The sequence below is a fragment of the Amycolatopsis pretoriensis genome, from assembly GCF_900107925.1.
GTDB classification, from domain to species: Bacteria; Actinomycetota; Actinomycetes; order Mycobacteriales; family Pseudonocardiaceae; genus Amycolatopsis; species Amycolatopsis pretoriensis.
This window is the reverse complement of record NZ_FNUJ01000002.1, coordinates 353489-373855: the sequence shown is the minus strand read 5'-3', so window position 1 is coordinate 373855 and position 20367 is coordinate 353489. Positions and strand designations below refer to the sequence as shown.

Here is a 20367-nt window from a genome sequence, read left to right as displayed (position 1 = left end):
CGGAACCGGCCGCCGGTCAACCCCCCGATGGTCGGGCGCCGCGTCCGTCCACAAGGGACTCGATGCCGGGCGGGAGGTTCGCCCGGTCGGCCACGAACCCGACGAGCGCGGTGCGCAGCGCGCGGACGGCCCGGGTCGGCCCCACTTCCTTGCGGTGGGCCAGCTGCACGATCCGGGTCATGCCCGCTTCCGGCGCGAACCGCGTCATCCGGAACCGGTCGCCGGCCACGGTGCTCGGCACGACCGCGGACCCCACGCCGGCACGCACCAGCTCCAGCACGGCGTCCATCTCGCCGCCTTCGATCGCGAACGACGGCTCGAACCCGGCCGCGCGGCAGGCGTTGACCGTCGCCTCCCGGACGTCGTAGCCGCGGCGGAACATGACCAGCGGGACGTCGGCCAGCTCGCGGACGTCGAGCCGGGTCTTCCGCAGCGGCGCGTCGGCGGGGGAGATGACGACCAGTTCCTCCAGCAGCAACGGGGTCGCCGCCAGGTGCGGGTCGGTCGGCGCGGCCGCCAGCAGGGCCAGGTCCAGCGCGCCTTCGGACAACCGCTGACGCAGGTCGCGTGAGCCGCTTTCCTGCAGTTCCAGCTGGATGCCGGGGTAGCGGCGGCGGAACGCCGACAGCATCGCGGGCAGCAGGCCCGTGCACAGGCTCGGCGGGGCGCCGAGCCGGACGCGGCCGCGGTCGAGCTCGTCCAGCTCCCGGATCGCGAGCCGCGCGGTTTCGGCGTCGGCCAGGATCCGCCGCGCGATCGGCAGCAGCACTTCGCCGGCTTCGGTGAGGGAGACGTTGCCGCGGATCCGGTGGAACAGCGGCGCGCCGAGGTCGTGTTCGAGCGTGCGGATCTGCTGGGACAACGAGGGCTGCGCGACCCGCACCTGATCGGCCGCGCGGGTGAAGTGGCGGTGCTCGGCGACGGCGACGAAGTAGGCGAGCTGGTGCAGCTGCATACGTCGACCATAGCTGTTGCCTATCGAGAGTAGAGTTATCATGTCTTTGACCTCTGGTCGACGCGCTCTTACCGTCGATCGGGTGGTGAACGACCTCGCGACCCGGCGCCCCGTCCGGCAGTTCTGGGCCTCGACGATCGGCAAGAAGATCGTCATGGCGGTGACCGGCGCGCTGCTGCTCGCGTTCGTCTTCGCGCACATGATCGGCAACCTGAAGACGTTCCTCGGGGCCGACGACCTCAACCACTACGCCCACTGGCTGCGGACGATCGGCGAGCCGGTCCTGCCCTACGCGTGGTTCCTCTGGATCCAGCGCGTGGTCCTGCTCGTCGCGCTCGTCCTGCACGTCACCGCCGCGGTCCAGCTGGTGCGGCGCGACCGGAAAGCCCGCCCGGTCCCGTACGTCCACCGGCGGCCGGTGCGCGCGACCTTCGCCGTGCGCACGATGCGCTGGGGCGGGGCGACGCTGGCGCTGTTCGTCGTCTGGCACATCCTCGACTTCACCGTCGGCACGGTGAACCGCGACTTCGTGCCGGGCGACCCGTACCACAACCTCGTGGCGGACTTCCGGGTCTGGTGGGTCAACCTGATCTACCTGGCCGCGCTGGCCATGCTCGGCCTGCACATCCAGCACGGCTTCGCCAGCGCCGCGCGCACGCTGGGGGTCACCAGCGCGCGGCGGGAACGGGCGATCAAGCTCCTCGGCAACGCGACGGCGGTCGTGATCGCGGGCGGCTACGCGCTCGTCCCGGTCGCGATCATGACGGGACTGGTGGACTGATGGGCGACTACCTGACCGGCGACCCCATCGCCGATACGAAGATCCCGGCCGTCCCGCTGGAAAAGCGCTGGGACGAACGGAAGTTCGCCGCCAAGCTGGTGAACCCGGCCAACCGGCGCAAGCACCGCGTGATCGTGGTGGGCACCGGGCTGGCCGGCGGTTCGGCCGGGGCGACCCTGGCCGAACAGGGCTACCACGTCGTCCAGTTCTGCTTCCAGGACTCGCCCCGGCGGGCGCACTCGGTCGCCGCGCAGGGCGGGATCAACGCGGCGAAGAACTACCGCAACGACGGCGACTCCGTGTACCGCCTGTTCTACGACACGGTGAAGGGTGGCGACTTCCGGTCCCGGGAGTCCAATGTGTACCGCCTGGCCCAGGTGTCGGCGCAGATCATCGACCAGGCCGTGGCGCAGGGCGTGCCGTTCGCCCGCGAGTACGGCGGCCTGCTCGACACGCGCTCGTTCGGCGGGGTGCAGGTGCAGCGCACGTTCTACGCGCGCGGCCAGACCGGCCAGCAGTTGCTGATCGGCGCCTACCAGGCGTTGTCCCGGCAGATCGACGCCGGGAACGTCGAGCTGCACCCGCGCACGGAGATGCTCGACCTGGTCGTCGTCGACGGCCGGGCCCGCGGCATCGTCGCCCGCGACCTGGTCACCGGCGAGATCGAGACGCACCTGGCCGACGCCGTCGTCCTCGCGACCGGCGGCTACGGCAACGTCTTCTACCTGTCCACCAACGCGAAGGGCTCGAACGCGACCGCGATCTGGCGGGCGCACAAGCGCGGTGCCTACTTCGCGAACCCGTGCTTCACCCAGATCCACCCGACGTGCATCCCGCGGTCGGGGGAGCACCAGTCGAAGCTGACGCTGATGAGCGAGTCGCTGCGCAACGACGGCCGGATCTGGGTGCCGAAGCGGAAGGGCGACACGCGGCCGCCGGCGGAGATCCCCGAAGACGAGCGCGACTACTACCTCGAACGGCTGTACCCGAGCTTCGGCAACCTGGTCCCGCGCGACATCGCGTCGCGGGCGGCGAAGAACGTCTGCGACGCCGGGCTCGGCGTCGGCCCCGGCGGGCTGGGCGTCTACCTCGACTTCGCCGACGCGATCGAGCGCATGGGCCGCCCGGCGATCGAGGCCCGCTACGGCAACCTCTTCGACATGTACCAGCGCATCACGGCGGAGGACCCGTACCGGGTGCCGATGCGGATCTACCCGGCCATCCACTACACGATGGGCGGACTGTGGGTCGACTACGACCTGCAGAGCACGATCCCCGGGCTGTTCGTCATCGGCGAGGCCAACTTCTCCGACCACGGCGCCAACCGGCTCGGCGCGTCGGCGTTGATGCAGGGCCTCGCCGACGGCTACTTCGTGCTCCCGGCCACCTTGACCGACTACCTCGGCGGAAACCGCTTCGGCGACGTCTCACCGGACGCGGTCGCACAGGTCGAAACCGAGGTGCGCGACCGGATCACGCGACTGCTGGCGGTCCAGGGCACGCGGTCGGTCGACTCGTTCCACCGCGAGCTGGGCCTGCTGATGTGGGACCACTGCGGCATGTCCCGCAGCCGAGAGGGCTTGCGCAAGGCCCTGGACCGCGTGCCCGAGCTGCGCGCGGAGTTCTGGCGAGACGTCCGCATCCCCGGCAACGCGGCGGAGCTCAACCAGGAGCTCGAAAAGGCCAACCGGGTCGCGGACTTCCTGGAACTGGCCGAATTGCTGCTGGTCGACGCGCTCGCCCGGGAAGAGTCCTGCGGCGGCCACTTCCGCGAAGAACACCAAACCCCCGAAGGCGAGGCCCGGCGCGACGACGAGCGGTTCTCGCACGTCGCCGCGTGGGAGTACGGCGGGCCGGACGGCCTGCCCGTGCTGCACCGCGAGGACCTCACCTTCGAGCACGTCCACCCCACCCAGCGGAGCTACACGTGAACCTCACCGTCCGCATCTGGCGGCAGGCCGGCCCGGCGACCGAGGGCAGGCTGGTGTCCTACCCGGTCGAGGACGTCAGCCCCGACATGTCCTTCCTCGAACTGCTGGACGTCCTCAACCAGGAGCTCATCGAGAACGGCGAGGAACCGGTCGCCTTCGACCACGACTGCCGCGAAGGCATCTGCGGCTCCTGCGGCGTCGTGATCAACGGCCGGGCGCACGGGCCGGAGCGCACGACGTCGTGCCAGCTGCACCTGCGTTCGTTCCGCGACGGCGAGGTCATCGACGTGGAACCGTGGCGCGCCAAGGGTTTCCCGGTGATCAAGGACCTGGTCGTCGACCGCTCGGCGCTGGACCGGATCGTCCAGGCCGGCGGTTACGTCAGCGCCCCGACCGGCAGCGCCCCGGACGCCCACGCGACCCCCGTCCCGAAGCCGGACGCGGACCTGGCGTTCGACAACGCGACGTGCATCGGCTGCGGCGCCTGCGTGGCGGCGTGCCCGAACGGCTCGGCGACGCTGTTCACCGCCGCGAAGGTGACGCACCTTTCGCTGCTCCCGCAGGGACAACCCGAGCGGGCGCAGCGGGTGCTCGACATGGTCGACACGATGGACGCCGAGGGCTTCGGCGGCTGCACCAACACCGGTGAGTGCGTCGCAGCCTGCCCGAAGGGGATTCCCTTCGCGAGCATCGCCGGGCTGAACCGGGAGTTCCGCAAGGCGAGCCGCTCGGGCCGCCGCTAGCGCTTCAGCTTGGCGTACACGATGACGTTGTCGAGGTAGTTCCGGTTCGCCGCGTCGTACTTGCCGCCGCAGGTGATCAGCCGCAGCTCGGGGTCGGTCGTGTTGCCGTACACGGCTTCGGTCGGGAACTCCTTCTTCGCGATCTGGTCGACCTTCGTGACCTCGAAGGTCAGCTGTCCGCCGTCGGCGCGGTCGACGTGCACCGGGTCGCCGGGCTTCAGCTCGTGCAGCCGCCAGAAGATCCCCTTGCGGTGGTCGCCGTCGATGTGGCCGAGGATCACCGCCGGCCCGACCTCGCCGGGCGTCGGGCCGTACTCGTACCAGCCGGCCTGCAGCGGCTGGTCGACCGGCGGGACCTCGACCGTGCGGTCGGCGTTCAGCCCGAGTGACACCAGCGTCGACTTCGCGTCGATCGCGGGGACGTCGAGCGCGGTGGGCAGGGACCGGGTCAGGTTCGCGGCGGCCGGCGCGGGAGGTGGGGCGGCGGCCGGGGTCGCCGTCGCGCCGCAGCCGGCGAGCAGCACCGCGGAGACGGCGATCAGGAGTGCGCGACGCAGCATCGGCTCAGCCCTCGGCCAGGCTGCCGTCGCCGGTCTGCGGCGCACCGGCGGGGATGACGACGACCTGGCCCGGCCCGCGCGGCGGCGCCTCGGGCGCGCGTTCCTTCGACGGGCCGCAGGTGACGGACGCGAGCTTGACGTCGCCGCTGCCGAGGGCGCCGGTGGTCTTGCCGCCGAGCAGCTTGATGTGCAGCGCCGTCACTTCGAGGGCGCCGTCGTAGCGCTGGAGCTGCTCGTTGACGGTCACTTCGGCGACGCCGGGGATGCCGAGCTTCTGGTTCGGCGACGTCGCGGCCGGGAGCGTGCCGAGCCGGCCGAGGTTGACGCCGGCGAGGTCGCTGCTGCCGGTGACGTGCCCGTCGGCGGACCCGCAGCGGGCGCTGATCAGCCGGATCGACGGCACCCGCCCGGCAGCCGCGGCGAGCAGCGGCAGCGTCACTTCCGCGACGCTCGCCTTGGCGGCCACGGAACCGGCACCGTCGACGACGGAACTGCTGATGGCCTTGGCGGTGACGAGCCCCTTGAGCGGCACGTCGGCGACGCTCGCCTCGGCCGGCCCGTCGCTGCCCGACCGGGCCAGCTGACCGGTTTCGACGGTGCCGCCCTTGCTGTCGGTGAGCACCCCGGGCAGCAGCGAGACGGTCGCCGAAGCGCCGTAGGCGGACCCGGTGACGGTGTCGTCCGCGGTGGCGACACCGGTGGAGCCGGCGAGCACGGCGACGGTCACCCCGGCCAGGCTCCCGGCTCGGAGCAGGGTCGTGCGCATGGGGAAAGTCCTTTCGCCGGAACGGAAAACGGGGAGAAGCCGCGGCGGGGTCGTGCCCCGGCGGCGAGGGAAGCCCGGCCACGCTATCAAAATCGCTACGCGGGGCAAGGATCCGTTGCGGCGCCGTCGATCCCGGCGGAACGCGAAAAGTGATCTCCGGCCGCGCGAGCAACTCGAAGCGGTCACGCGGCGGCGGCGAATTCCGCGATCGGCCGACGGGGAGTAGTGCGCGTTGCGGCATTCGAGGCGGTTCAGTACCCGATCGCACACGGAAGAGTGATTACCTGGACGGGCGGCCTTGAACACGCAGCGTCATGTGACCACCACGGCCGTTTCAGCCCAGCCGCCGCCGGATCAGCTGGTCGAGCCGGCGCCAGGCCGGCGACTCGGCGTTGATCGCACCCTGGATGAGCCCGGGGATCTCGGAGCCGGCGTCCGGACCGGGCAGCTCGCCGTCCCCGTACCGGTTCCGCGTGGCGGTCACGATCCGCTCCGCCAGGTCGTCGAGCGCGGGATCGGCGGGGTCCAGGTCGTGGGCGCGGTCGTACTCCAGGTACAGGCTCAGCAGCTCGGGCCGGGTGAGCGACTCCGCCTGGTCGTGGAAGAGGGCGGGCGCGATGTCCGGCCGGGTGGCGAACACCAGGATCCACAGATCGGTCTCCATGGCGGTCCAGCGCCCGGTGAAGCCGAGGCGGGGCAGGGCTTCGAGGTGCGCGGTCACCTCGGCCGGGAGGTCGTGCCGGCTTTCGAGGCGGCGCAGGCGGTCCCGCGTCTCCCGCAGCCGGCGGATCCGGGTGGTCAGGTCGAGCTCGACCTGCTCGAGCGTCCGCCGGAACTCTTCGGGCGAGGCCTCGGCGAGGGTCTTGATCCGGGCGAGCGGGACGCCGGCTTCGGCGAGGGTCCGGATCTTGATCAGCTCGACGGCGTGCCACGCGGTGTAGCGCCGGTAGCCCGAAGCGTCGCGCTCGGGTTCGGGCAGCAGGCCCTTGCCGTGGTAGACGCGGACGGTCTTGGTGGACACGCCGACGTGCCGCGCGAGCTGGCCGATGGTGAGCACGGCAGCCATCTTCACTTGACCCCGCCCCAGGGGCAACGTCGCAGAATGCGGCCATGGCGGACTTCACGCTCGACCCGGCGACCCTGCGCGACCTGGCCGACGAAGGCAATGAACAGGCCCTGGACCGGCTGGCGGACCTCGCCGACGCCCGCGGCGACGTCGACGAGCTGAGCGAACTGCTCGACGAGGGCAGCACGCACGCCGGCCGGCTGCTGACCCGGCGCGCGGTCGAAGCACGTGACCTGCGGGAGCTGCAGCGGGTGTCCGACGCGGGGTACGAGCCGGCCGGCGACGAGCTGGCGCGCTTGCTCGCCGGGGAGTCCTAAACCCGGTAGGGCCCGTGGTTGCCGAGGTCCGGACTCACCCGCGGGGACCGCCCGCTCTGCCCCGGGACCGGGGTGACGGTCGTCTGCTCGAGCGCCGGCTCCGGTACCGGCTGGACGTACGCCTCGGAAGGCCGCTCGGTCGCCGGTTGGATGTACACCTCGGGCTGCCGATCGCTTTCCTGGTAGTGCGTCTCGACCACGGCGTCCTGCCGGCGGCGGCCCAGCACCGCCAGCGTCAGCGCGTGGGCGACCGCGAGCAGCAGGAGGAACACACCCAGCCGGCCGACCAGCGCCGCCGTCGTGCCCGACCAGCCGGGGCCCACCACCGACAGCAGCGCCAGCACGCCGAACGCGACCAGGTGGAACACCGTCACCACCATCCAGGCCATCGAGCCGGTGCCTTCGCCGCCGTCCGGGCCGCTGAGGTAGCGGCGGCCGCCGCGGTAGAGGACCTGGCCGTCGGCCACCACGAAGATCAGGCCGATGATCAGGAACCCCGGGAGTTCGTTGTCGGGCATCGTCTCCTCCTCCTTTCCGGCGGGGTACCCGGGGACGACGGCGCGACGAGGTGGTTCACCGGATCGAGCGACCTGCGTGCGGGGCCCCACCTGGAGGAACTCCGGGTTTACGATCACGATCATGCGATTCGCCATCAAGACCTCGCCCCAGGACACGGCCTGGGCGGACATGCTCGCGGTGTGGCAGGCCGCCGACGAGATCGAGCTGTTCGAGTCCGGCTGGACGTTCGACCACTTCTACCCGATCTTCTCCGACTCGACCGGCCCGTGCCTCGAAGGCTGGGTCACGCTCACCGCGCTCGCGCAGGCCACGAAGCGGCTCCGGGTCGGCACGCTGGTCAGCGGGATCCACTACCGCCACCCGGCGCTGCTCGCGAACATGGCCGCGACCCTCGACATCGTCTCCGGCGGCCGGCTGGAGATCGGCATCGGCGCGGGCTGGAACGAAGAGGAATCCGGCGCGTACGGCATGCGGCTCGGCCCGGTCAAGGAGCGCAGCGACCGCTTCGAGGAAGCGTGCGAAGTGCTCATCGGCCTGCTGACCCAGGAGACGACGACCTTCCAGGGCGAGCACTACCAGCTCACCGACGCCCGCTGCGAGCCGAAGGCGGTGCAGACACCGCACCCGCCGATCTGCATCGGCGGCAGCGGCGAGAAGCGCACCCTGCGCACCGCCGCGAAGTACGCCCAGCACTGGAACTTCGTCGGCGGCACGCCCGAGGAGTTCGCCCACAAGCGCGACGTCCTGCACCGCCACTGCGCGGACATCGGCCGCGACCCGGCCGAGATCATGCTGTCCTCGCACGTCCGGCTGGGCCCGGACGGCGACTACGCCAAGGTCGCCGCCGAAGCCGAGGCGCTCGGCGAAGCCGGTCTCGACCTCGCGATCGTGTACCTGCCGCCGCCGCACACCCCGGCCGTGCTGGAGCCGCTGGCGAAGGCGCTCGAGCCGTTGCGCTGACGCGGCCGGGGCGGCTTCACCCGGGCGTGCGGAGCCGGTCACCCGGCCGGTTACCGCGAATTGCGCGACCCCGGACCCGGTGGGAGCGTCGGGAATCCGAACTGTTTCCCACCACGGAATCCGGGAGTCGCGCATGACCACCACCGAAATGCCCGCCGTGCACGAGTGCACCGTCAGCGGCTGTTCCTACAACCACGACGGCTGTCACGCCTTCGCGATCACCGTCGGCGGGGACAACGGGTCCGCCGACTGCGGCACGTTCGTCCCGCTGAACACCAAGGGCGGCCTCGACCGCGTCGTGGCCCAGGTCGGCGCCTGCTCCCGGGCCGACTGCCGGCACAACTCCTCGCTGGAGTGCACGGCGTCGAGCGTGCGCGTCGGCCCGGGCGAGGGCGGTCACTCCGCCAACTGCCTGACCTTCACGAAGTAGCGGGCGCCGCCGTGGCGCGCCGCCGGGCGAAGTGCAGCCCGGCGGCCGCCGCGGCCCCGGCCGCGGCGACGATGCCGGTCGCCACCGGGCTCAGGGATTTCGACAGGCTCGGCGCCGTGGCCGGCCCGAGCAGCCAGACCGACAGCGGGACGACGTAGGCCGTCGTCATCAGCGCGCTCCACCAGCGCGCCGCCGGCGAACGCAGGGTGCGCGCGAGCACGATCGCGGCCGGGATGCCGGCGAGCAACGCGAACTGGCCGAGCACCATGACGGGGAACGCCCAGGCGGCCACGAGAACGCCGCGAGTGGGTGCGGTCATCGTCTTCTCCTTTTCAGCGCTTCAGCAAGCGGCTTCGGCGGCGGTCTTGAGGTCGGCCAGCCAGCGGTCGAGGCCCGGCGCGAGGTACTTGACGGCCGTCGCGGGGTCGGCTTCGATCTGCGCGCCCGTCCAGCTCTCTTCGGTGCGGACGACGACGCCGCCCCGGGCCGGCGTGAACGTCCAGACGTGGACGCCCCGGTCGATGCGCAGGCCCTCGCCGATCGCGGGGCCGCTCCAGCGGACGCAGTGGTCGCGCTGGACCTGGTGGACCGTCGACGTGATGACGAGCGTGGTGGCGGGGGAGGACGGCGTCGCCGGCACGGGCGTCGTCCAGCGGAACCGCGCGGCGGGGTGCAGGGGGCCCGGATCCAGCCGCTTCGCGCTGGTGACCGCGGACTGCCAGGCCGGCCACCCCTCGATCCGCGTCTGCACCTTCCAGACGGTGTCCAGCGGCGCCTTGACGAACGTTTCGGCGCCGTAGTGCAGCTGCGCGGCGGGGTCGATGCCCTGACCGCGGCAGGTCAGCGGACTCGCGGTGACCGCTTCCGCCGGCGCGGCGACGAAAAGGGCCGCGGCGGCCAGCGGGACGGCGAACAAGGCGTTGAGCATGGCGTTTCTCCTCGGATTGTTAGTGGCTCTTGCTGTAGTTAGATGCTATAACTACAGCGTGCTTAGTGTCAATAAGAAAAGTGATAGCCTCTAACGCGCCAGGAAGGAGCCGCCATGACGGATGCAGGACCGACTTCGCGCGAGCGGTACCGGGCGCAGGTGCGCGCCGAGATCAAGCAGCACGCGTGGGAGCAGATCGCGGCGGCGGGCGTGCCGGCGTTGTCGCTGAACGCGATCGCCAAGCAGCTGGGCATGAGCGGCCCGGCGCTCTACCGGTACTTCGCGAGCCGGGACGAGCTGATCACCGCGCTCATCCGGGACGCCTACCGGAGCATCGCCGACACGGTCCGGGCGGCCTACGACGACGGCGCGGACCTCGCCGGGCTGGCGCACGTCATCCGGGACTGGGCCCGCGGCGACCCCCAGCGCTACTTCCTCATCTACGGCACGCCCGTCCCCGGCTACCACGCCCCCGACGACACGACCGCGATCTCGTTCGAGGTGATGTCGGTGCTCATCGAAGCGTGCGGTGCGTTGGGCGAAGGCGGATCGGCGACGCCGTTCGACGCCCACCTCGACGACCACCGGGCGTGGGCGGGCGGCCATCCCGCGCCGCCGGCGGTGCTGCACCGGGCGCTGTCGTTCTGGACGCGCCTGCACGGTGTGCTTTCGCTGGAGCTGGCCGGGCACTTCGCGGGGATGCTGTTCGACCCCGATCCGCTGATCGACGAGGAGATCGCCGGTTTGACGCCGGACGGGCGGGGGTAGCCGAGCCGGCATGCCCGGACGCGAAGACCTGCCCAGCACGTTGCTGCGATCGCCGCGCAAGGCGCAGGACACGTGGGTGGCGGCGCACGATTCGGCGCTGCGCACCTACGGCCCCGGCCGCCGCGCCCAGCAGACGGCGTACTCGGCGCTGAAGCATTCGTTCGAGAAGGTCGGCGACCATTGGGAGCCGAAGCCCGAACGAGGTCCGTCGGACGAGCAGGCGGCCCGCGGCGCGGGGCAACCGGCCAAGCCGACGCGCGGCGGCGTCAACGCGACGGCGAGCCGGCAGCACCTGTACGAACGGGCCAAGCAGCTCGGCATCCCCGGGCGCTCGCGGATGTCCAAAGAGGACTTGGTCGCGGCGCTGGAGAAGGAGAACCGGCGACGCACGGACCGGGCCCGCCGGGGAAAGTGAAGCCGGGCCGCGGGCACCCGGCGGCCGCTCAGCGGCGAGCCGGCTGCTTCGCGGGCTTCAGCTCATACAACGCGTAAGCCTTCCGGATCACCGGCTGGGCCACGTTCCGCACCCGCACGCCACCCGGCGTCACCCCTTGCTCGCACCCGAAGTGGGCGTGCCCGTGCAGGGCCAGGTCGGCGCCGGCCTCGTCGATCGGCTCGCACAGCAGGTACGACCCCAGGAACGGGTGGATCTCCGGCGGTTCCCCGTGCAGCGTCCCGGGAATCGGCGCGTAGTGCGTCAACGCCACGACCACGTCCGTCTCCAGCGACGCCAGCGCCGTCCGCAGCGAATCCGCCGACGCGATCGTCGTCTCGACGAACGCCTTCATCTCACGCTCGCCGAAGCGGCTGGCGCACTTGCCCGCGAACCCGCCGCCGAAGCCCTTCACGCCGGCGACGCCCAGGGAGCCGTCCGGCAGGTCGAACCGTGCGGCGGTGCCCTCCAGCATCGTCACGCCGGCCTCGCCCAGCAGGTCCGTGATCCCGTCGGCCTCGTCGCTGTGGTGGTCGTGGTTGCCGAGCACCGCGGCGACCGGCACGCCCAGCCCGGTGAGCTCGTCGGCCACCACGCGGGCTTCGGCGCAGGTGCCGTGCCGGGTCAGGTCGCCGGCCAGCAGCAGGACGTCCGCGGTGCCGGCCAGGTGGTCCAGCGCGGGGCGCAGCAGGCCCCGCGAATCCTCTCCGAGGTGCACGTCCCCGACGGCGGCGATCCTCATCGGCTGATCTCCTCCGCGCTCGACGGTTCCCGGACGTCGGCGACCCGGACGTCGTTGTGCACCAGTTCCCCGGTCAGGTACTCGGCGACGACGGCGTCCACCTCCGCCTTCCGGGCCGGGCAGGTGACCTCCCCGGTCAGGTGCACGTGCTCGCCGCGCACGGTCACGTGCACGCCGAGTTCGGCGGTGCGGGCGTCTTCGGCGAGCGCCCGGCTCAGGCGGGCGACGAGGTACTGCGGCGGTTCGGGCACGAGAGCCTCCTTCGGATCGATCACGGACAGGTCGCCGAGCAGGCCCAGGAAGGCCCGCGCGTACGGCGAAGCCGACACCTGGACGGCGACGTCGGCCCAGTTCACCTGCTCGCGCAGATCGCGCGCGATCCGCAGCAGCGGCTCGAAGTCGCAGCGGTGCGGATCGAGCACGAGCAGCTTGTCCACGAGCAGATCGGTACCGGACAGCACGGGCGCGGCGGTCGGGCCGACCCGCATGAGCGCGGCCCGGTCGAGCAGTTCGTCGGTCACCGGCCGGTGGTTGGGCCGGTGGATGAGGTCGACGAGGACATCGCCGTCGTAGACCTTGGTGAGCCAGTCCTCGGGCGGGTGCGCCCGCCGCAGCCCGGCGGCGGTGAGCACCTCGGCCGCGCGTTCGGTGTCGCCGGGCTTGAGGAAGAGATCGACATCGTGGTCCGACGGCGGTCCACCACGGGCGTAAACGGCCAGCCCACCGGCGACGGCGAAGCGGATCCCGGTCCCGTCCAGGGCGGTCACCACGCGCGTCAGGCTCTGGAGAAGGGCATCCGGTCCCATGGGCCACGATTACCCGCTGCGCGGCGGCTCAATCCGAGCGGTCGGCCCTCGTGCGGAACTCCGTCGACGGCGCGACGAGGCCGCCCAAGCCGAGGCGCGTGAACTTCCCTTCCACGGCTGCCGACGCCGCGACGATCACCCGGCAGCCCGCCCCCTTCAGTTGCGGGATGAGCACCGCGACCGCTTCCGTCGTGAAGTGGTCCACCCCCGTCAAATCCAGCAGCACCGTCGACGCCCCCGTGGTCGCGCCGGCCAGGGCTGCCGCGAGGTCCGCCGCCTCCGGGGCACCCTGGGCGCGGACCGTCGCCGTCCCGTCGGCCGGGCCGGTGACCTCGATCGTGCTCACTGGGCGAAACAACTCAGCGGCGGCAACGTGGGCGCCGAGCTGCCGGACAGTTCCACCAGCCACACGAGCTGGTGGATCACGACCCCGATGACGTCGTCCGGCTCGCCCCGGGCGGCCAGCTCCAGCTGGATGTCGCGGCTCTCGGCATCCCCGCCGAGGTCCGCCAGCAGCGCGCGCAGGGCGGCCAGCGGCCCCGGCGGCAGCCGGTCCACCTCGACCGGCCTCGCCCGCTCGTCGGTCACGGCCACGGTGAAGACCGCCCCGGGGTCGGCCGGCTGGCGGGCGCGGACCACCGACGCGCAGCGGCCGGCCAGCTCCGCGACGATCTCGCCCGAGATCCGGTTCGAGCCGGCGCGGGCGAGCAGGCCCAACGCGTCGGCCACGTCCTCGTAGTCCCCGTCCATCGCCGCGCCGACGAGCTCGGCGGTGAACTGCCGGACCGACGCGCCGGCGTCTCGGTTCTCCGTCATCCCGGCCAGGTACCCGGCCGGCCCCGGACTAACCAGGCAGCGCGAACAGCGGGTGCTGGGCGGGGTCGTCCGGTTCGCCGCCGAGGCGCAGGCACTTGCGGCAGGTCACCGGCTGGTCGGTCGGCGTGATCTCACCCGCCGCGCCGAGCCCGGACCACCCCTGGTGGCAGGCGGGCGAGGGCAGGGTCAGGTCGTCGAGCCACGGCACCCACGCGACGCGGTGCGCGATGCCGGACCGGCCGATCCGCAGCCGCATCCCGGTGAAGAGGCGGTGCTGCGCGGCCGCGAACCGCGCGGGATCGACGCGCGCGACGGGGAACAGCGGGATCGGTTCGCTCACCGCTCCAGTATGCGGCGCCGGGGGAGGTGTGCGCGGTGGCCGGCCGGTCGGGGGGCGTGCCGCCCGGCCACCGCGACGAACAACGAGAGGGGCTCTCCGGCCCGGCTGTGACGGCCGGGCCGGGAGTTCACCGGTTCGGGTGACGCCTCAGCCGGCGGCCAGCCAGTCGAGGTTGATCGAGCCGGTGTCGCCGGCCGCGTAGGACAGCGTGACCACCGGGTCCCGGCCGCTGACCGGGACGTCGGCGAAGGTCACCGTGCCCCAGGCGTCCCAGCTGTCGGACACCTTCGGGAAGCTCACCTGCCGCAGCCGCTGCTCGTCGACGGACAGCGTCATCGTGCGGGTGTCGCTGTTGGCGTTGGCGTAGCGCACGGTGAGCGCGGTCGTCGCCGGGTCGCCCGACGCGCGGTGCAGCGTGAACGACGAAGCCGCGCCCTGAGCCCACAGCCCGTCGAGGAACGCCCGGCCGGAGTAGCCGGAGTGGTTCACGTTCGTCTTCACCCCGCCGGTGTTGAGCGCGTCCTCGGCCTCGAGGTGGCTCGGGGCCGGGCACCCGCCGACGGTGCCCGCGGTGTCGGCGCAGCGGTCGGCCGCGTCGGACACACCGTCGCCGTCGCGATCGCCCGCGGCCGCGCCGGTGAGGGTGACCGCGACGGTGTGGTCGCCGGTCAGCGTGGCCGGGACGACGTTGCCGGGTGCGGGCCGGCCGTCGATCGTGAACGAGCCGACCCTGGTGCCCGCGCCGCGCAGCGCGATCGTCAGGGTGGAGTCGCGGTAGTGGAGGTTCCGGAGGGTGACGTCACCCCAGCCCGCCGGGAGGTCGGGGGTGAACACCAGGCCGCGGTCGGTGAACGTCAGCCCGAACAGGCCGGTGTGGATCATGTCGAGGAACGCGGTGGCCGACCAGGTCTGGTCGGGTTCGGAGCCCCAGTGGAACTTCACGGTGTCGCCGAGCCGCTGATAGCCGCCGTCGACGACGCCGGTGGTGCCGTTGTAGATCTCCCAGTACCCGCTGTTGCCGCCCGCCAGCTTCGCCAGGCGCGCCACCTCCGAGGCGAACGCGCTCTGGTTTCCCTGCCCCGCCAGGGCTTTCGCCCACAAGCCCTGGACCAGCGGCCAGACGATCGCGTTGTGGCGGCCCGGCTGCGCGTCCGAATACCGGGCCCAGTTCGGGAACGTATCGGGCATGCCCCACGTCATTTCCCGGGCGTGGGCGACGATCGACCGGGCCTGCGCCGGGTTCGCGACGCCGAAGAGCAGGGCGAACGCGAGCCCGGTGCCTTCCTGGTAGGCGCCGCGAGTGCCGTCGGCGAGGAGCTGGTAGTCGTACAGGCCGGTCTTCGCGTTCCAGAAGTGGTCGTTGATCGCGGCTTTCAGCGCGTTCGCCTTGCTCCGGTAGCCGGCGACCTCCGCGCCCGGCCGGCCCAGCTTCTCCGCCATGTTCGCGGCGTTGACGTAGGCGGCGTAGTAGACCTCGTTGGTGCTCAAGAACATCCCGCTCGCGACACCCGGCCACGGCATGCTGCCGGTGCTGACCGACTCGGTCGCGTCGGCGGGCGGCGCCGGGTAGCCGGCGATGCCGTCGTTGAAGAACGACGCGCCGGTGAACAGCCCGTACTTCGCGTTGAACCCGGCCGTGGTGGCGTGTTCGCGGATGTTCAGCGTGTTCGCCGTCGTGCGGTAGGCGTCGCCGAGGAACGCCGTGTCGCCGGTGACGAGGTAGTGGTGCCACGCGGCCGTCGCCCAGACGACCTGGTCCCACTGCTGGTCGTCCTGCTGCACCCGCAAAGCGCCGCCGGCGTCCTTGTCGACGACCGCCCACAGCGTGTTCCGGGCGAGCCCGGGGGAGAGCAGGCTCGTCGCGTTCCAGCTGTTGATCGACGCGTCGCGCGTCCACGGCTGGTTGTAGCCACCGCCCGCGCGGACGATACCGGTGGCCGGGTCGAGCAGGCCGCTCTTGTCGTACTTGGAGTCGTAGCCGATGGTGTTGGTGCGCAGCAGGTTGTCCAGCGCCTCCTGGTAAGCGGTGCCGAACAGGGCCTGGCTGGCGGGGTTCGCGAACTCGATGCCCGGCGGCCCCGCGGCGGCGGCCGCCGGGGTGGCGATCAAGCCGCACGCGACCACCGTCGCGAAGAGTGCCGAACGGACCCGTTTCCTCATGCGCGTACCTCTTCCGGCGCCGGGGGACCGCTGACAGTCCACCACGGAATGCGGGTTTTTCCCCGCCCGTCGCGGGAATCTGTCCGTTCTTGTCGGGCCGTCACGGTCCGGTAACCGCCGTTGTGCCTGGTAGCACCGTGTGATCAGGTGTCGGAACGCGTGATCGCTTTCGGTGAGGAGGACCGGTGTCGTTCTTCCTCTCGCGGCTGTTCGCACGCTGGGTCCTCCCGCGCGGCTGGATCCTGCCGGCCGCGGTCGTGGTGGTCGTGTTCGCGACGAGCTGGCCGCTGATGGCGCTGGCCGAGCCGGCCGGCAGCGAGCTGGTCCGGCCCGGCAACTACTGGTGGTACTTCGTCGTCACGACGACCACGGTCGGGTACGGCGACTACTCGCCCGGGACCGCCGCCGGGCACGTCGTGGGCGCCTACGTCATCGCCGGCGGGCTCGCCACGCTGACGACGGTGTTCACGAGGCTCGCGGCGCTGCTGGAGCAGGTGAAGGGACGGCGGATGCAGGGGACGGAGGCGGTGCGGCGGAGCGGGCACACGGTGCTGATCGGGTACGCGGCGGGGCGGACCGAGCGGATCGTGGCCCAGCTGGTGGCCGACGGCGTGAGCGGGCTGGTCCTCTGCGCGGAGGTGCCGGTGCACCCGATGCCGGGGGAGCCGGTGGAGTTCGTCCGCGGCGACCCCACGGCCGCGGACGTCCTGGCGCGCGCCGGACTCGTCCGCGCGGCGGCGGTCCTGGTCGACGTCGCCGACGACAACGACGCGCTGGCGGTCGCGGTGACGGTGGACCACGCGAGCCCGGCGGCGCACGTGGTCGTCACGCTGCGTGACCTCGAGCGGGCCGAGCTGGTGCGGTACGTGAACCCGCGGATCCGCTGCGTCCAGTGGCACACGCCGCGGATGGTGACGGAGGAGCTGACGTCCCCGGGGATCGCGGAGGTGTACGCGGAGCTGATGACGGCCGGGGGAGCGGACACGTTCTCGGTGACGCTCCCGGAGTCCCTCGGCCGCCTGCCGGCGTCCCGCTGCCACGTGGCGCTGGGACGCGCGTACGGCGCGACGGTGCTGGCAGCGCGCACGGGTGAAGGCCTGGTGGTGAACCCGGCGTGGGACGCGGAGCTGGCGGCCGGGGCGGTGCTGTACTACGTCGGCCCCCGCCGGTTGACGGGCTCGGAGGTCGAGAACGCGCTGCGCGATCCTGCGTGATCGGCCGCTTTGTCCGGTTTTTGCGGGCGGACGGTGGCCGCGAGGGGCTCGGGGTTGCATACTGCGACCATGGCGCGAGGGAAAGCGGAGGTCGCGCGGTGAGTCCCCGGGAGGGGCCGTCCCGCCCGAAGTTCGGCAGGATCGACCCGTACTGCCTGATGGCGGTGCTGCCGGTGCTGCTGGTGGCCGGCATCATCGGCTCGCTGGTCAACGTGGCACTGGGGTTGGGCTGCGCGGTGTTCGCCGGCTTGATCGTGCTGTTCGACTCGTGGGCGAACCGGCCGTCCCGGGCCCCGGCGCAGCCGGCGGAGGACCGAGCCTCACGCCCGGCGGCAGCCAGGCCCCCGGTGCGGCGAGCGGGGCCACCACCGGCGGTTCGGACGCAGGTCGCGCGGGCTCAGGCGCCGCGGGCTCAGGCGCCACGGGGACAGGCACCCCGGGCGCAGGTACCCCGGGCGCAGGCACCGCGTGGGCAGGCGCCCCGGGCGCGACAGGCGCCGGGTGGGGCCCCTTACCGCTGAACGGCGCCGGCTGCCGTGACTTGAGCCTTGATCCCGGCGATCACTCCCGGTAGCCGCTCGCGGCCACCTGGACGAAGCCGCGGACCAGCGGGCCGCGGGCGGTCTTCGGCCACGCCACCACGAGGTCGCTCGGCGGCCGGTCCGCCAGCGGCACGACGACCAGGCCCGCCGGCAGCGGCTGGTCGACCGGGGCGAGCGCCGCGGTTCCGTTCCACAGCACCGCCTGCAGGCACTCCTGGACGGTCCGCAGCACCGGTGCCCCGTCGCCGGGGGCGCCGCCGGTCCAATAGGCCGTCCACAGTGGATCGGTCCCGTCGGGCAGCCGGACCCACCGGCGGCCCGTCAGGTCGCGGGCCGGCACCGAGGGGCGGCGGGCGAGCGGGTCGTCGTCGCGCACCACCACCCCGACCGGTACCGAGCGCAGCACGTGCGTGCCGATTCCCGTGGTGTCGAAGGGGGTTCGCGTCAGCGCGACGTCGACGAGGCCGGTGCGCAGGCCCGCCGTCGGATCGCCGAGGCCGGCCTCGTGGACGCGGACGTCGACGTGCGGGTGGCGTTCCCGGAACAGTGGGACGAGCCGGGTGCCGACGTGCTCGGCCGCGTCGGCCAGGGTGCCGACGGTCAGGCTCGCCGCACCCGCCGCCGCGGTGACCCGGCCGCGGATCCGGTCGGCCTGCTTCAGGAGCGCGTCGGCGTCGCTGTAGAGCGCCGCGCCGGCGGGCGTGAGGGTGACGCCCTTGGGGGTGCGCTCGAACAAGGCGGCGCCGAGCTCGTCCTCCAGCTGCCGGATCGCCCGGCTGAGCGGCGGCTGCGTCATGTGCAGCCGGTTCGCGGCCCGGCCGACGTGTCGCTCGTCGGCGACCGCCACGAAGTACCGGAGCGCACGCAGGTCCACCGCGACACGATACCCGTGCGGTATCGAGTGGTCCGAGCCGGACTTGGACGCGCGGGGTGCCGCCGGCGAACGATCGCCGGTATGACTCTCACGATCGGGTGCTACCGGTACGACACGACACAGCCGCTCTTCGACCGGAGCGACGTCACGGTGAAAACGGCGGACACGCTGCCGGAGATCTTCGAACGGACGATCCGCGGCCACGAGTTCGACGTCGCCGAACTCGGGCTGACGTTCTACTTGCGGCTGCTGGAGTCCGGCCTGCCTTACGTCGCGCTGCCGATCTTCCCCAACCGCGTGTTCCGGCACTCGTGCGTCTTCGTCAACCGGCGCTCCGGGATCACCAGGCCGGCCGATCTCGTGGACCGGACGATCGGCGAGTTCGGCACGTACGGGCAGGACTCCGGCGTGTGGGCCAAGGGGATCCTGATGGACGAGCACGGTTTCGAGCCCGCGCGCAACCGGTGGGTGGTCGGCGGGCTGGACCGGCCGGCGGCGCCGTTCGGGTTCATCCCGCACCCGCACCCGGCCGGCGTGCCGGTGACGGCGTCCGGCCGGGCACTCGGCGACCTGCTGGCCACGGGCGAGATCGATGCCTTGTTCTCGGCGAACGTCCCGCAGTGCGTGCTGGACGGCGCCCCGGACGTGGTCCGCCTCTTCCCCGATTTCGAGCCGATCGAGCGGGACTACCACCGGCGCACGGGGATCTTCCCGATCATGCACGCGGTGGTGATCCGCCGCGAGCTGCTGGACCGCGCGGACGAGGTCTACCGGCTGTTCTCGGCGGCGGCGGCGTCGGCCGCGGACCGCTACCGGCGCGACCGCCGGCTCTACCAGGTGCCGACGATGGTGCCGTGGGTGAACGCACTGGTCGAGCGCAACGAGGCCCAGTTCGGCGCGGAGTGGTGGCCGTACGGGATTTCAGCCAATCGTGTCGTTTTGGAGACGTACTTGCGGTACCACCACGAACAAGGCCTGTCCCCACGTCGGTATTCGGTGGAAGAGGTCTTCGCGCTGCCGGAGACGTGAGTTTGCTGTCGGTGGTGCCGGGTAGCTTCCCCGATATGGCACTTTCGGCGGAAGAGCGCGAGAAGTTTTTGGCCGAGCCCCACATCGGGGCGTTGTCGGTGGTGGAGCGTCCGGACCGGGCCCCGCTGACGGTACCGCTGTGGTACCAGTACACCCCGGGCGGCGAGCTGTGGATCCGGACCTCGCCGCGGTCGCGGAAGATGAAGGCGATCGAGGAGGCGGGGCGGTTCAGCCTGCTGGCGCAGCGCAGCACGCCGACGGTTCGGTACGTGTCGGTGGAGGGAACGGTGCCGCGGACCGAGCCGGACAGTCCCGCGCGGGCCCGGGAGATGGCAAGCCGGTACTTGCCGGCGGAGAAGGTGGACGAGTACCTGGAGTTCGAGCGGAACCAGGTCGGCGAGCACATCGTGGTGTTCCTGCGGCCGGAGCACTGGCTGTCGCTGGACATGGGCACGGTCTGAGCGTCCACTGTGGACTGACCGCCGGTCCCCGGTGCGGAACCGCCCGCACCGGGGACGCCAAGCTGACTGGCAGGCTTCGCAGTCCGGGTCGTCGATCCGGCAGGCCGCACCGTCGGTGAGGTCGAAGTCGAAGTCGTCGAGCACCGGGACCACCGGCGTTTCGGCCGGCGTGGTGGTGGCGGACATGGCCCTCCTCTGGGGTTGGATCGGTTCCTACCCCTGTGTA

At 72.2% G+C, this 20367-nt stretch carries 25 protein-coding genes; 11 read left to right on the top strand and 14 right to left on the bottom strand.

Translation table 11 applies throughout. The features are described from left to right. Positions 1 to 16: 16 nt before the first annotated feature. Entirely contained in the window at positions 17 to 955 is a 939-nt protein-coding gene (locus BLV96_RS08700) for a LysR family transcriptional regulator (RefSeq protein ID WP_086673650.1), read from the bottom strand. A gap of 82 nt (positions 956 to 1037) precedes the next feature. Between BLV96_RS08700 and BLV96_RS08695 the strand changes: the two genes are divergently transcribed. Genes BLV96_RS08695 through BLV96_RS08685 form a run of 3 tightly spaced genes read left to right on the top strand, consistent with a single transcriptional unit; the run spans position 1038 to position 4410 of the window. After that, positions 1038 to 1736 (top strand): succinate dehydrogenase cytochrome b subunit, encoded by a 699-nt coding sequence (locus BLV96_RS08695; RefSeq protein WP_086673652.1) that lies wholly within the window; start codon positions 1038 to 1040, stop codon positions 1734 to 1736. Beyond that, a complete protein-coding gene (locus BLV96_RS08690) occupies positions 1736 to 3667 on the top strand; it encodes a fumarate reductase/succinate dehydrogenase flavoprotein subunit (protein WP_086673654.1) in 1932 nt (643 codons plus the stop codon). The genes BLV96_RS08695 and BLV96_RS08690 overlap by 1 nt, the downstream gene beginning before the upstream one ends. Then, a complete protein-coding gene (locus BLV96_RS08685) occupies positions 3664 to 4410 on the top strand; it encodes a succinate dehydrogenase/fumarate reductase iron-sulfur subunit (protein WP_086673656.1) in 747 nt (248 codons plus the stop codon). Before BLV96_RS08690 ends, BLV96_RS08685 begins: the two co-directional genes overlap by 4 nt. Here BLV96_RS08685 and BLV96_RS08680 read toward each other — a convergent pair. The 3 genes from BLV96_RS08680 to BLV96_RS08670 form a co-directional block, all read right to left on the bottom strand. Further along, complete coding sequence (locus BLV96_RS08680; protein WP_086673658.1) at positions 4407 to 4970, bottom strand: class F sortase; 564 nt, start codon at positions 4968 to 4970, stop codon at positions 4407 to 4409. The genes BLV96_RS08685 and BLV96_RS08680 overlap by 4 nt on opposite strands. 4 nt (positions 4971 to 4974) lie before the next feature. Continuing rightward, positions 4975 to 5736 (bottom strand): choice-of-anchor P family protein, encoded by a 762-nt coding sequence (locus BLV96_RS08675; protein ID WP_086673659.1) that lies wholly within the window; start codon positions 5734 to 5736, stop codon positions 4975 to 4977. Positions 5737 to 6070: 334 nt separating this feature from the next. Next, positions 6071 to 6802, bottom strand: a complete 732-nt coding sequence (locus BLV96_RS08670; RefSeq protein ID WP_244180106.1) for a MerR family transcriptional regulator — start codon at positions 6800 to 6802, stop codon at positions 6071 to 6073. 44 nt (positions 6803 to 6846) lie between these two features. Between BLV96_RS08670 and BLV96_RS08665 the strand changes: the two genes are divergently transcribed. After that, positions 6847 to 7119, top strand: coding sequence for a hypothetical protein (locus BLV96_RS08665; protein WP_086673662.1), 273 nt, complete (start codon positions 6847 to 6849; stop codon positions 7117 to 7119). Here BLV96_RS08665 and BLV96_RS08660 read toward each other — a convergent pair. Then, on the bottom strand, positions 7116 to 7637 hold the full coding sequence (locus tag BLV96_RS08660; protein ID WP_086673664.1) for a hypothetical protein: 522 nt from the start codon (positions 7635 to 7637) through the stop codon (positions 7116 to 7118). The two genes, BLV96_RS08665 and BLV96_RS08660, sit on opposite strands and share 4 nt — an antisense overlap. A 121-nt stretch (positions 7638 to 7758) precedes the next feature. Here BLV96_RS08660 and BLV96_RS08655 point away from each other — a divergent pair, with 121 nt between their 5' ends. Both BLV96_RS08655 and BLV96_RS08650 read left to right on the top strand, forming a co-directional pair. Then, positions 7759 to 8598 carry an LLM class F420-dependent oxidoreductase gene (locus BLV96_RS08655; protein WP_167379566.1) on the top strand — a complete coding sequence of 280 codons (840 nt, stop codon included), beginning with the start codon at positions 7759 to 7761 and terminating at the stop codon, positions 8596 to 8598. A gap of 133 nt (positions 8599 to 8731) precedes the next feature. After that, complete coding sequence (locus BLV96_RS08650; protein ID WP_086673666.1) at positions 8732 to 9028, top strand: DUF1540 domain-containing protein; 297 nt, start codon at positions 8732 to 8734, stop codon at positions 9026 to 9028. On the opposite strand, the gene BLV96_RS08645 is transcribed toward BLV96_RS08650, so the two are convergent. Next, positions 9018 to 9347 (bottom strand): hypothetical protein, encoded by a 330-nt coding sequence (locus BLV96_RS08645; protein WP_086673668.1) that lies wholly within the window; start codon positions 9345 to 9347, stop codon positions 9018 to 9020. The two genes, BLV96_RS08650 and BLV96_RS08645, sit on opposite strands and share 11 nt — an antisense overlap. Positions 9348 to 9368: 21 nt before the next feature. Next, the gene (locus tag BLV96_RS08640) at positions 9369 to 9956 is read right to left on the bottom strand and encodes an SRPBCC family protein (protein ID WP_086673670.1); all 588 of its coding nucleotides are present in this window, start codon (positions 9954 to 9956) and stop codon (positions 9369 to 9371) included. A 114-nt stretch (positions 9957 to 10070) separates the two neighbouring features. Between BLV96_RS08640 and BLV96_RS08635 the strand changes: the two genes are divergently transcribed. Further along, positions 10071 to 10724, top strand: a complete 654-nt coding sequence (locus tag BLV96_RS08635; protein ID WP_086673672.1) for a TetR/AcrR family transcriptional regulator — start codon at positions 10071 to 10073, stop codon at positions 10722 to 10724. Positions 10725 to 10734: 10 nt separating this feature from the next. After that, entirely contained in the window at positions 10735 to 11139 is a 405-nt protein-coding gene (locus BLV96_RS08630; RefSeq protein ID WP_086673674.1) for a ChaB family protein, read from the top strand. A 28-nt stretch (positions 11140 to 11167) separates the two neighbouring features. Here BLV96_RS08630 and BLV96_RS08625 read toward each other — a convergent pair whose 3' ends face one another. The 6 genes from BLV96_RS08625 to BLV96_RS08600 form a co-directional block, all read right to left on the bottom strand. Further along, positions 11168 to 11899: a metallophosphoesterase family protein gene (locus BLV96_RS08625; protein ID WP_086673676.1), complete on the bottom strand. Its 732-nt coding sequence runs from the start codon at positions 11897 to 11899 to the stop codon at positions 11168 to 11170. After that, the gene (locus tag BLV96_RS08620; RefSeq protein ID WP_086673678.1) at positions 11896 to 12705 is read right to left on the bottom strand and encodes a nucleotidyltransferase family protein; all 810 of its coding nucleotides are present in this window, start codon (positions 12703 to 12705) and stop codon (positions 11896 to 11898) included. The genes BLV96_RS08625 and BLV96_RS08620 overlap by 4 nt, the downstream gene beginning before the upstream one ends. A gap of 28 nt (positions 12706 to 12733) precedes the next feature. Continuing rightward, positions 12734 to 13051 (bottom strand): hypothetical protein, encoded by a 318-nt coding sequence (locus BLV96_RS08615; protein WP_086673680.1) that lies wholly within the window; start codon positions 13049 to 13051, stop codon positions 12734 to 12736. Beyond that, positions 13048 to 13521, bottom strand: a complete 474-nt coding sequence (locus BLV96_RS08610; protein WP_086673682.1) for a hypothetical protein — start codon at positions 13519 to 13521, stop codon at positions 13048 to 13050. Before BLV96_RS08610 ends, BLV96_RS08615 begins: the two co-directional genes overlap by 4 nt. 28 nt (positions 13522 to 13549) lie before the next feature. Continuing rightward, entirely contained in the window at positions 13550 to 13861 is a 312-nt protein-coding gene (locus BLV96_RS08605) for a hypothetical protein (protein WP_244180104.1), read from the bottom strand. A gap of 147 nt (positions 13862 to 14008) precedes the next feature. After that, positions 14009 to 16021: an MGH1-like glycoside hydrolase domain-containing protein gene (locus tag BLV96_RS08600; RefSeq protein WP_086681381.1), complete on the bottom strand. Its 2013-nt coding sequence runs from the start codon at positions 16019 to 16021 to the stop codon at positions 14009 to 14011. Positions 16022 to 16206: 185 nt separating this feature from the next. Between BLV96_RS08600 and BLV96_RS08595 the strand changes: the two genes are divergently transcribed. Further along, positions 16207 to 17235, top strand: a complete 1029-nt coding sequence (locus BLV96_RS08595; protein WP_086681384.1) for an ion channel — start codon at positions 16207 to 16209, stop codon at positions 17233 to 17235. A gap of 561 nt (positions 17236 to 17796) precedes the next feature. On the opposite strand, the gene BLV96_RS08590 is transcribed toward BLV96_RS08595, so the two are convergent. Continuing rightward, a complete protein-coding gene (locus BLV96_RS08590; protein ID WP_086681387.1) occupies positions 17797 to 18651 on the bottom strand; it encodes a LysR family transcriptional regulator in 855 nt (284 codons plus the stop codon). Between the two features lie 81 nt (positions 18652 to 18732). Here BLV96_RS08590 and BLV96_RS08585 point away from each other — a divergent pair, with 81 nt between their 5' ends. Both BLV96_RS08585 and BLV96_RS08580 read left to right on the top strand, forming a co-directional pair. After that, complete coding sequence (locus tag BLV96_RS08585; protein ID WP_244180103.1) at positions 18733 to 19680, top strand: substrate-binding domain-containing protein; 948 nt, start codon at positions 18733 to 18735, stop codon at positions 19678 to 19680. Between the two features lie 35 nt (positions 19681 to 19715). After that, positions 19716 to 20141 carry a pyridoxamine 5'-phosphate oxidase family protein gene (locus BLV96_RS08580; RefSeq protein ID WP_086681389.1) on the top strand — a complete coding sequence of 142 codons (426 nt, stop codon included), beginning with the start codon at positions 19716 to 19718 and terminating at the stop codon, positions 20139 to 20141. Positions 20142 to 20367 lie beyond the last annotated feature (226 nt).

Excerpts from the sequence above, each read along its gene's own strand:
- BLV96_RS08700 (WP_086673650.1), bottom strand. The coding sequence starts at position 955 with ATGCAGCTGCACCAGCTCGCCTACTTCGTCGCCGTCGCCGAGCACCGC.
- BLV96_RS08690 (WP_086673654.1), top strand. The coding sequence starts at position 1,736 with ATGGGCGACTACCTGACCGGCGACCCCATCGCCGATACGAAGATCCCG.
- BLV96_RS08680 (WP_086673658.1), bottom strand. The coding sequence starts at position 4,970 with ATGCTGCGTCGCGCACTCCTGATCGCCGTCTCCGCGGTGCTGCTCGCC.
- BLV96_RS08675 (WP_086673659.1), bottom strand. The coding sequence starts at position 5,736 with ATGCGCACGACCCTGCTCCGAGCCGGGAGCCTGGCCGGGGTGACCGTC.
- BLV96_RS08670 (WP_244180106.1), bottom strand. The coding sequence starts at position 6,802 with ATGGCTGCCGTGCTCACCATCGGCCAGCTCGCGCGGCACGTCGGCGTG.
- BLV96_RS08665 (WP_086673662.1), top strand. The coding sequence starts at position 6,847 with ATGGCGGACTTCACGCTCGACCCGGCGACCCTGCGCGACCTGGCCGAC.
- BLV96_RS08660 (WP_086673664.1), bottom strand. The coding sequence starts at position 7,637 with ATGCCCGACAACGAACTCCCGGGGTTCCTGATCATCGGCCTGATCTTC.
- BLV96_RS08655 (WP_167379566.1), top strand. The coding sequence starts at position 7,759 with ATGCGATTCGCCATCAAGACCTCGCCCCAGGACACGGCCTGGGCGGAC.
- BLV96_RS08650 (WP_086673666.1), top strand. The coding sequence starts at position 8,732 with ATGACCACCACCGAAATGCCCGCCGTGCACGAGTGCACCGTCAGCGGC.
- BLV96_RS08645 (WP_086673668.1), bottom strand. The coding sequence starts at position 9,347 with ATGACCGCACCCACTCGCGGCGTTCTCGTGGCCGCCTGGGCGTTCCCC.
- BLV96_RS08640 (WP_086673670.1), bottom strand. The coding sequence starts at position 9,956 with ATGCTCAACGCCTTGTTCGCCGTCCCGCTGGCCGCCGCGGCCCTTTTC.
- BLV96_RS08635 (WP_086673672.1), top strand. The coding sequence starts at position 10,071 with ATGACGGATGCAGGACCGACTTCGCGCGAGCGGTACCGGGCGCAGGTG.
- BLV96_RS08630 (WP_086673674.1), top strand. The coding sequence starts at position 10,735 with ATGCCCGGACGCGAAGACCTGCCCAGCACGTTGCTGCGATCGCCGCGC.
- BLV96_RS08625 (WP_086673676.1), bottom strand. The coding sequence starts at position 11,899 with ATGAGGATCGCCGCCGTCGGGGACGTGCACCTCGGAGAGGATTCGCGG.
- BLV96_RS08620 (WP_086673678.1), bottom strand. The coding sequence starts at position 12,705 with ATGGGACCGGATGCCCTTCTCCAGAGCCTGACGCGCGTGGTGACCGCC.
- BLV96_RS08610 (WP_086673682.1), bottom strand. The coding sequence starts at position 13,521 with ATGACGGAGAACCGAGACGCCGGCGCGTCGGTCCGGCAGTTCACCGCC.
- BLV96_RS08600 (WP_086681381.1), bottom strand. The coding sequence starts at position 16,021 with ATGAGGAAACGGGTCCGTTCGGCACTCTTCGCGACGGTGGTCGCGTGC.
- BLV96_RS08585 (WP_244180103.1), top strand. The coding sequence starts at position 18,733 with ATGACTCTCACGATCGGGTGCTACCGGTACGACACGACACAGCCGCTC.
- BLV96_RS08580 (WP_086681389.1), top strand. The coding sequence starts at position 19,716 with ATGGCACTTTCGGCGGAAGAGCGCGAGAAGTTTTTGGCCGAGCCCCAC.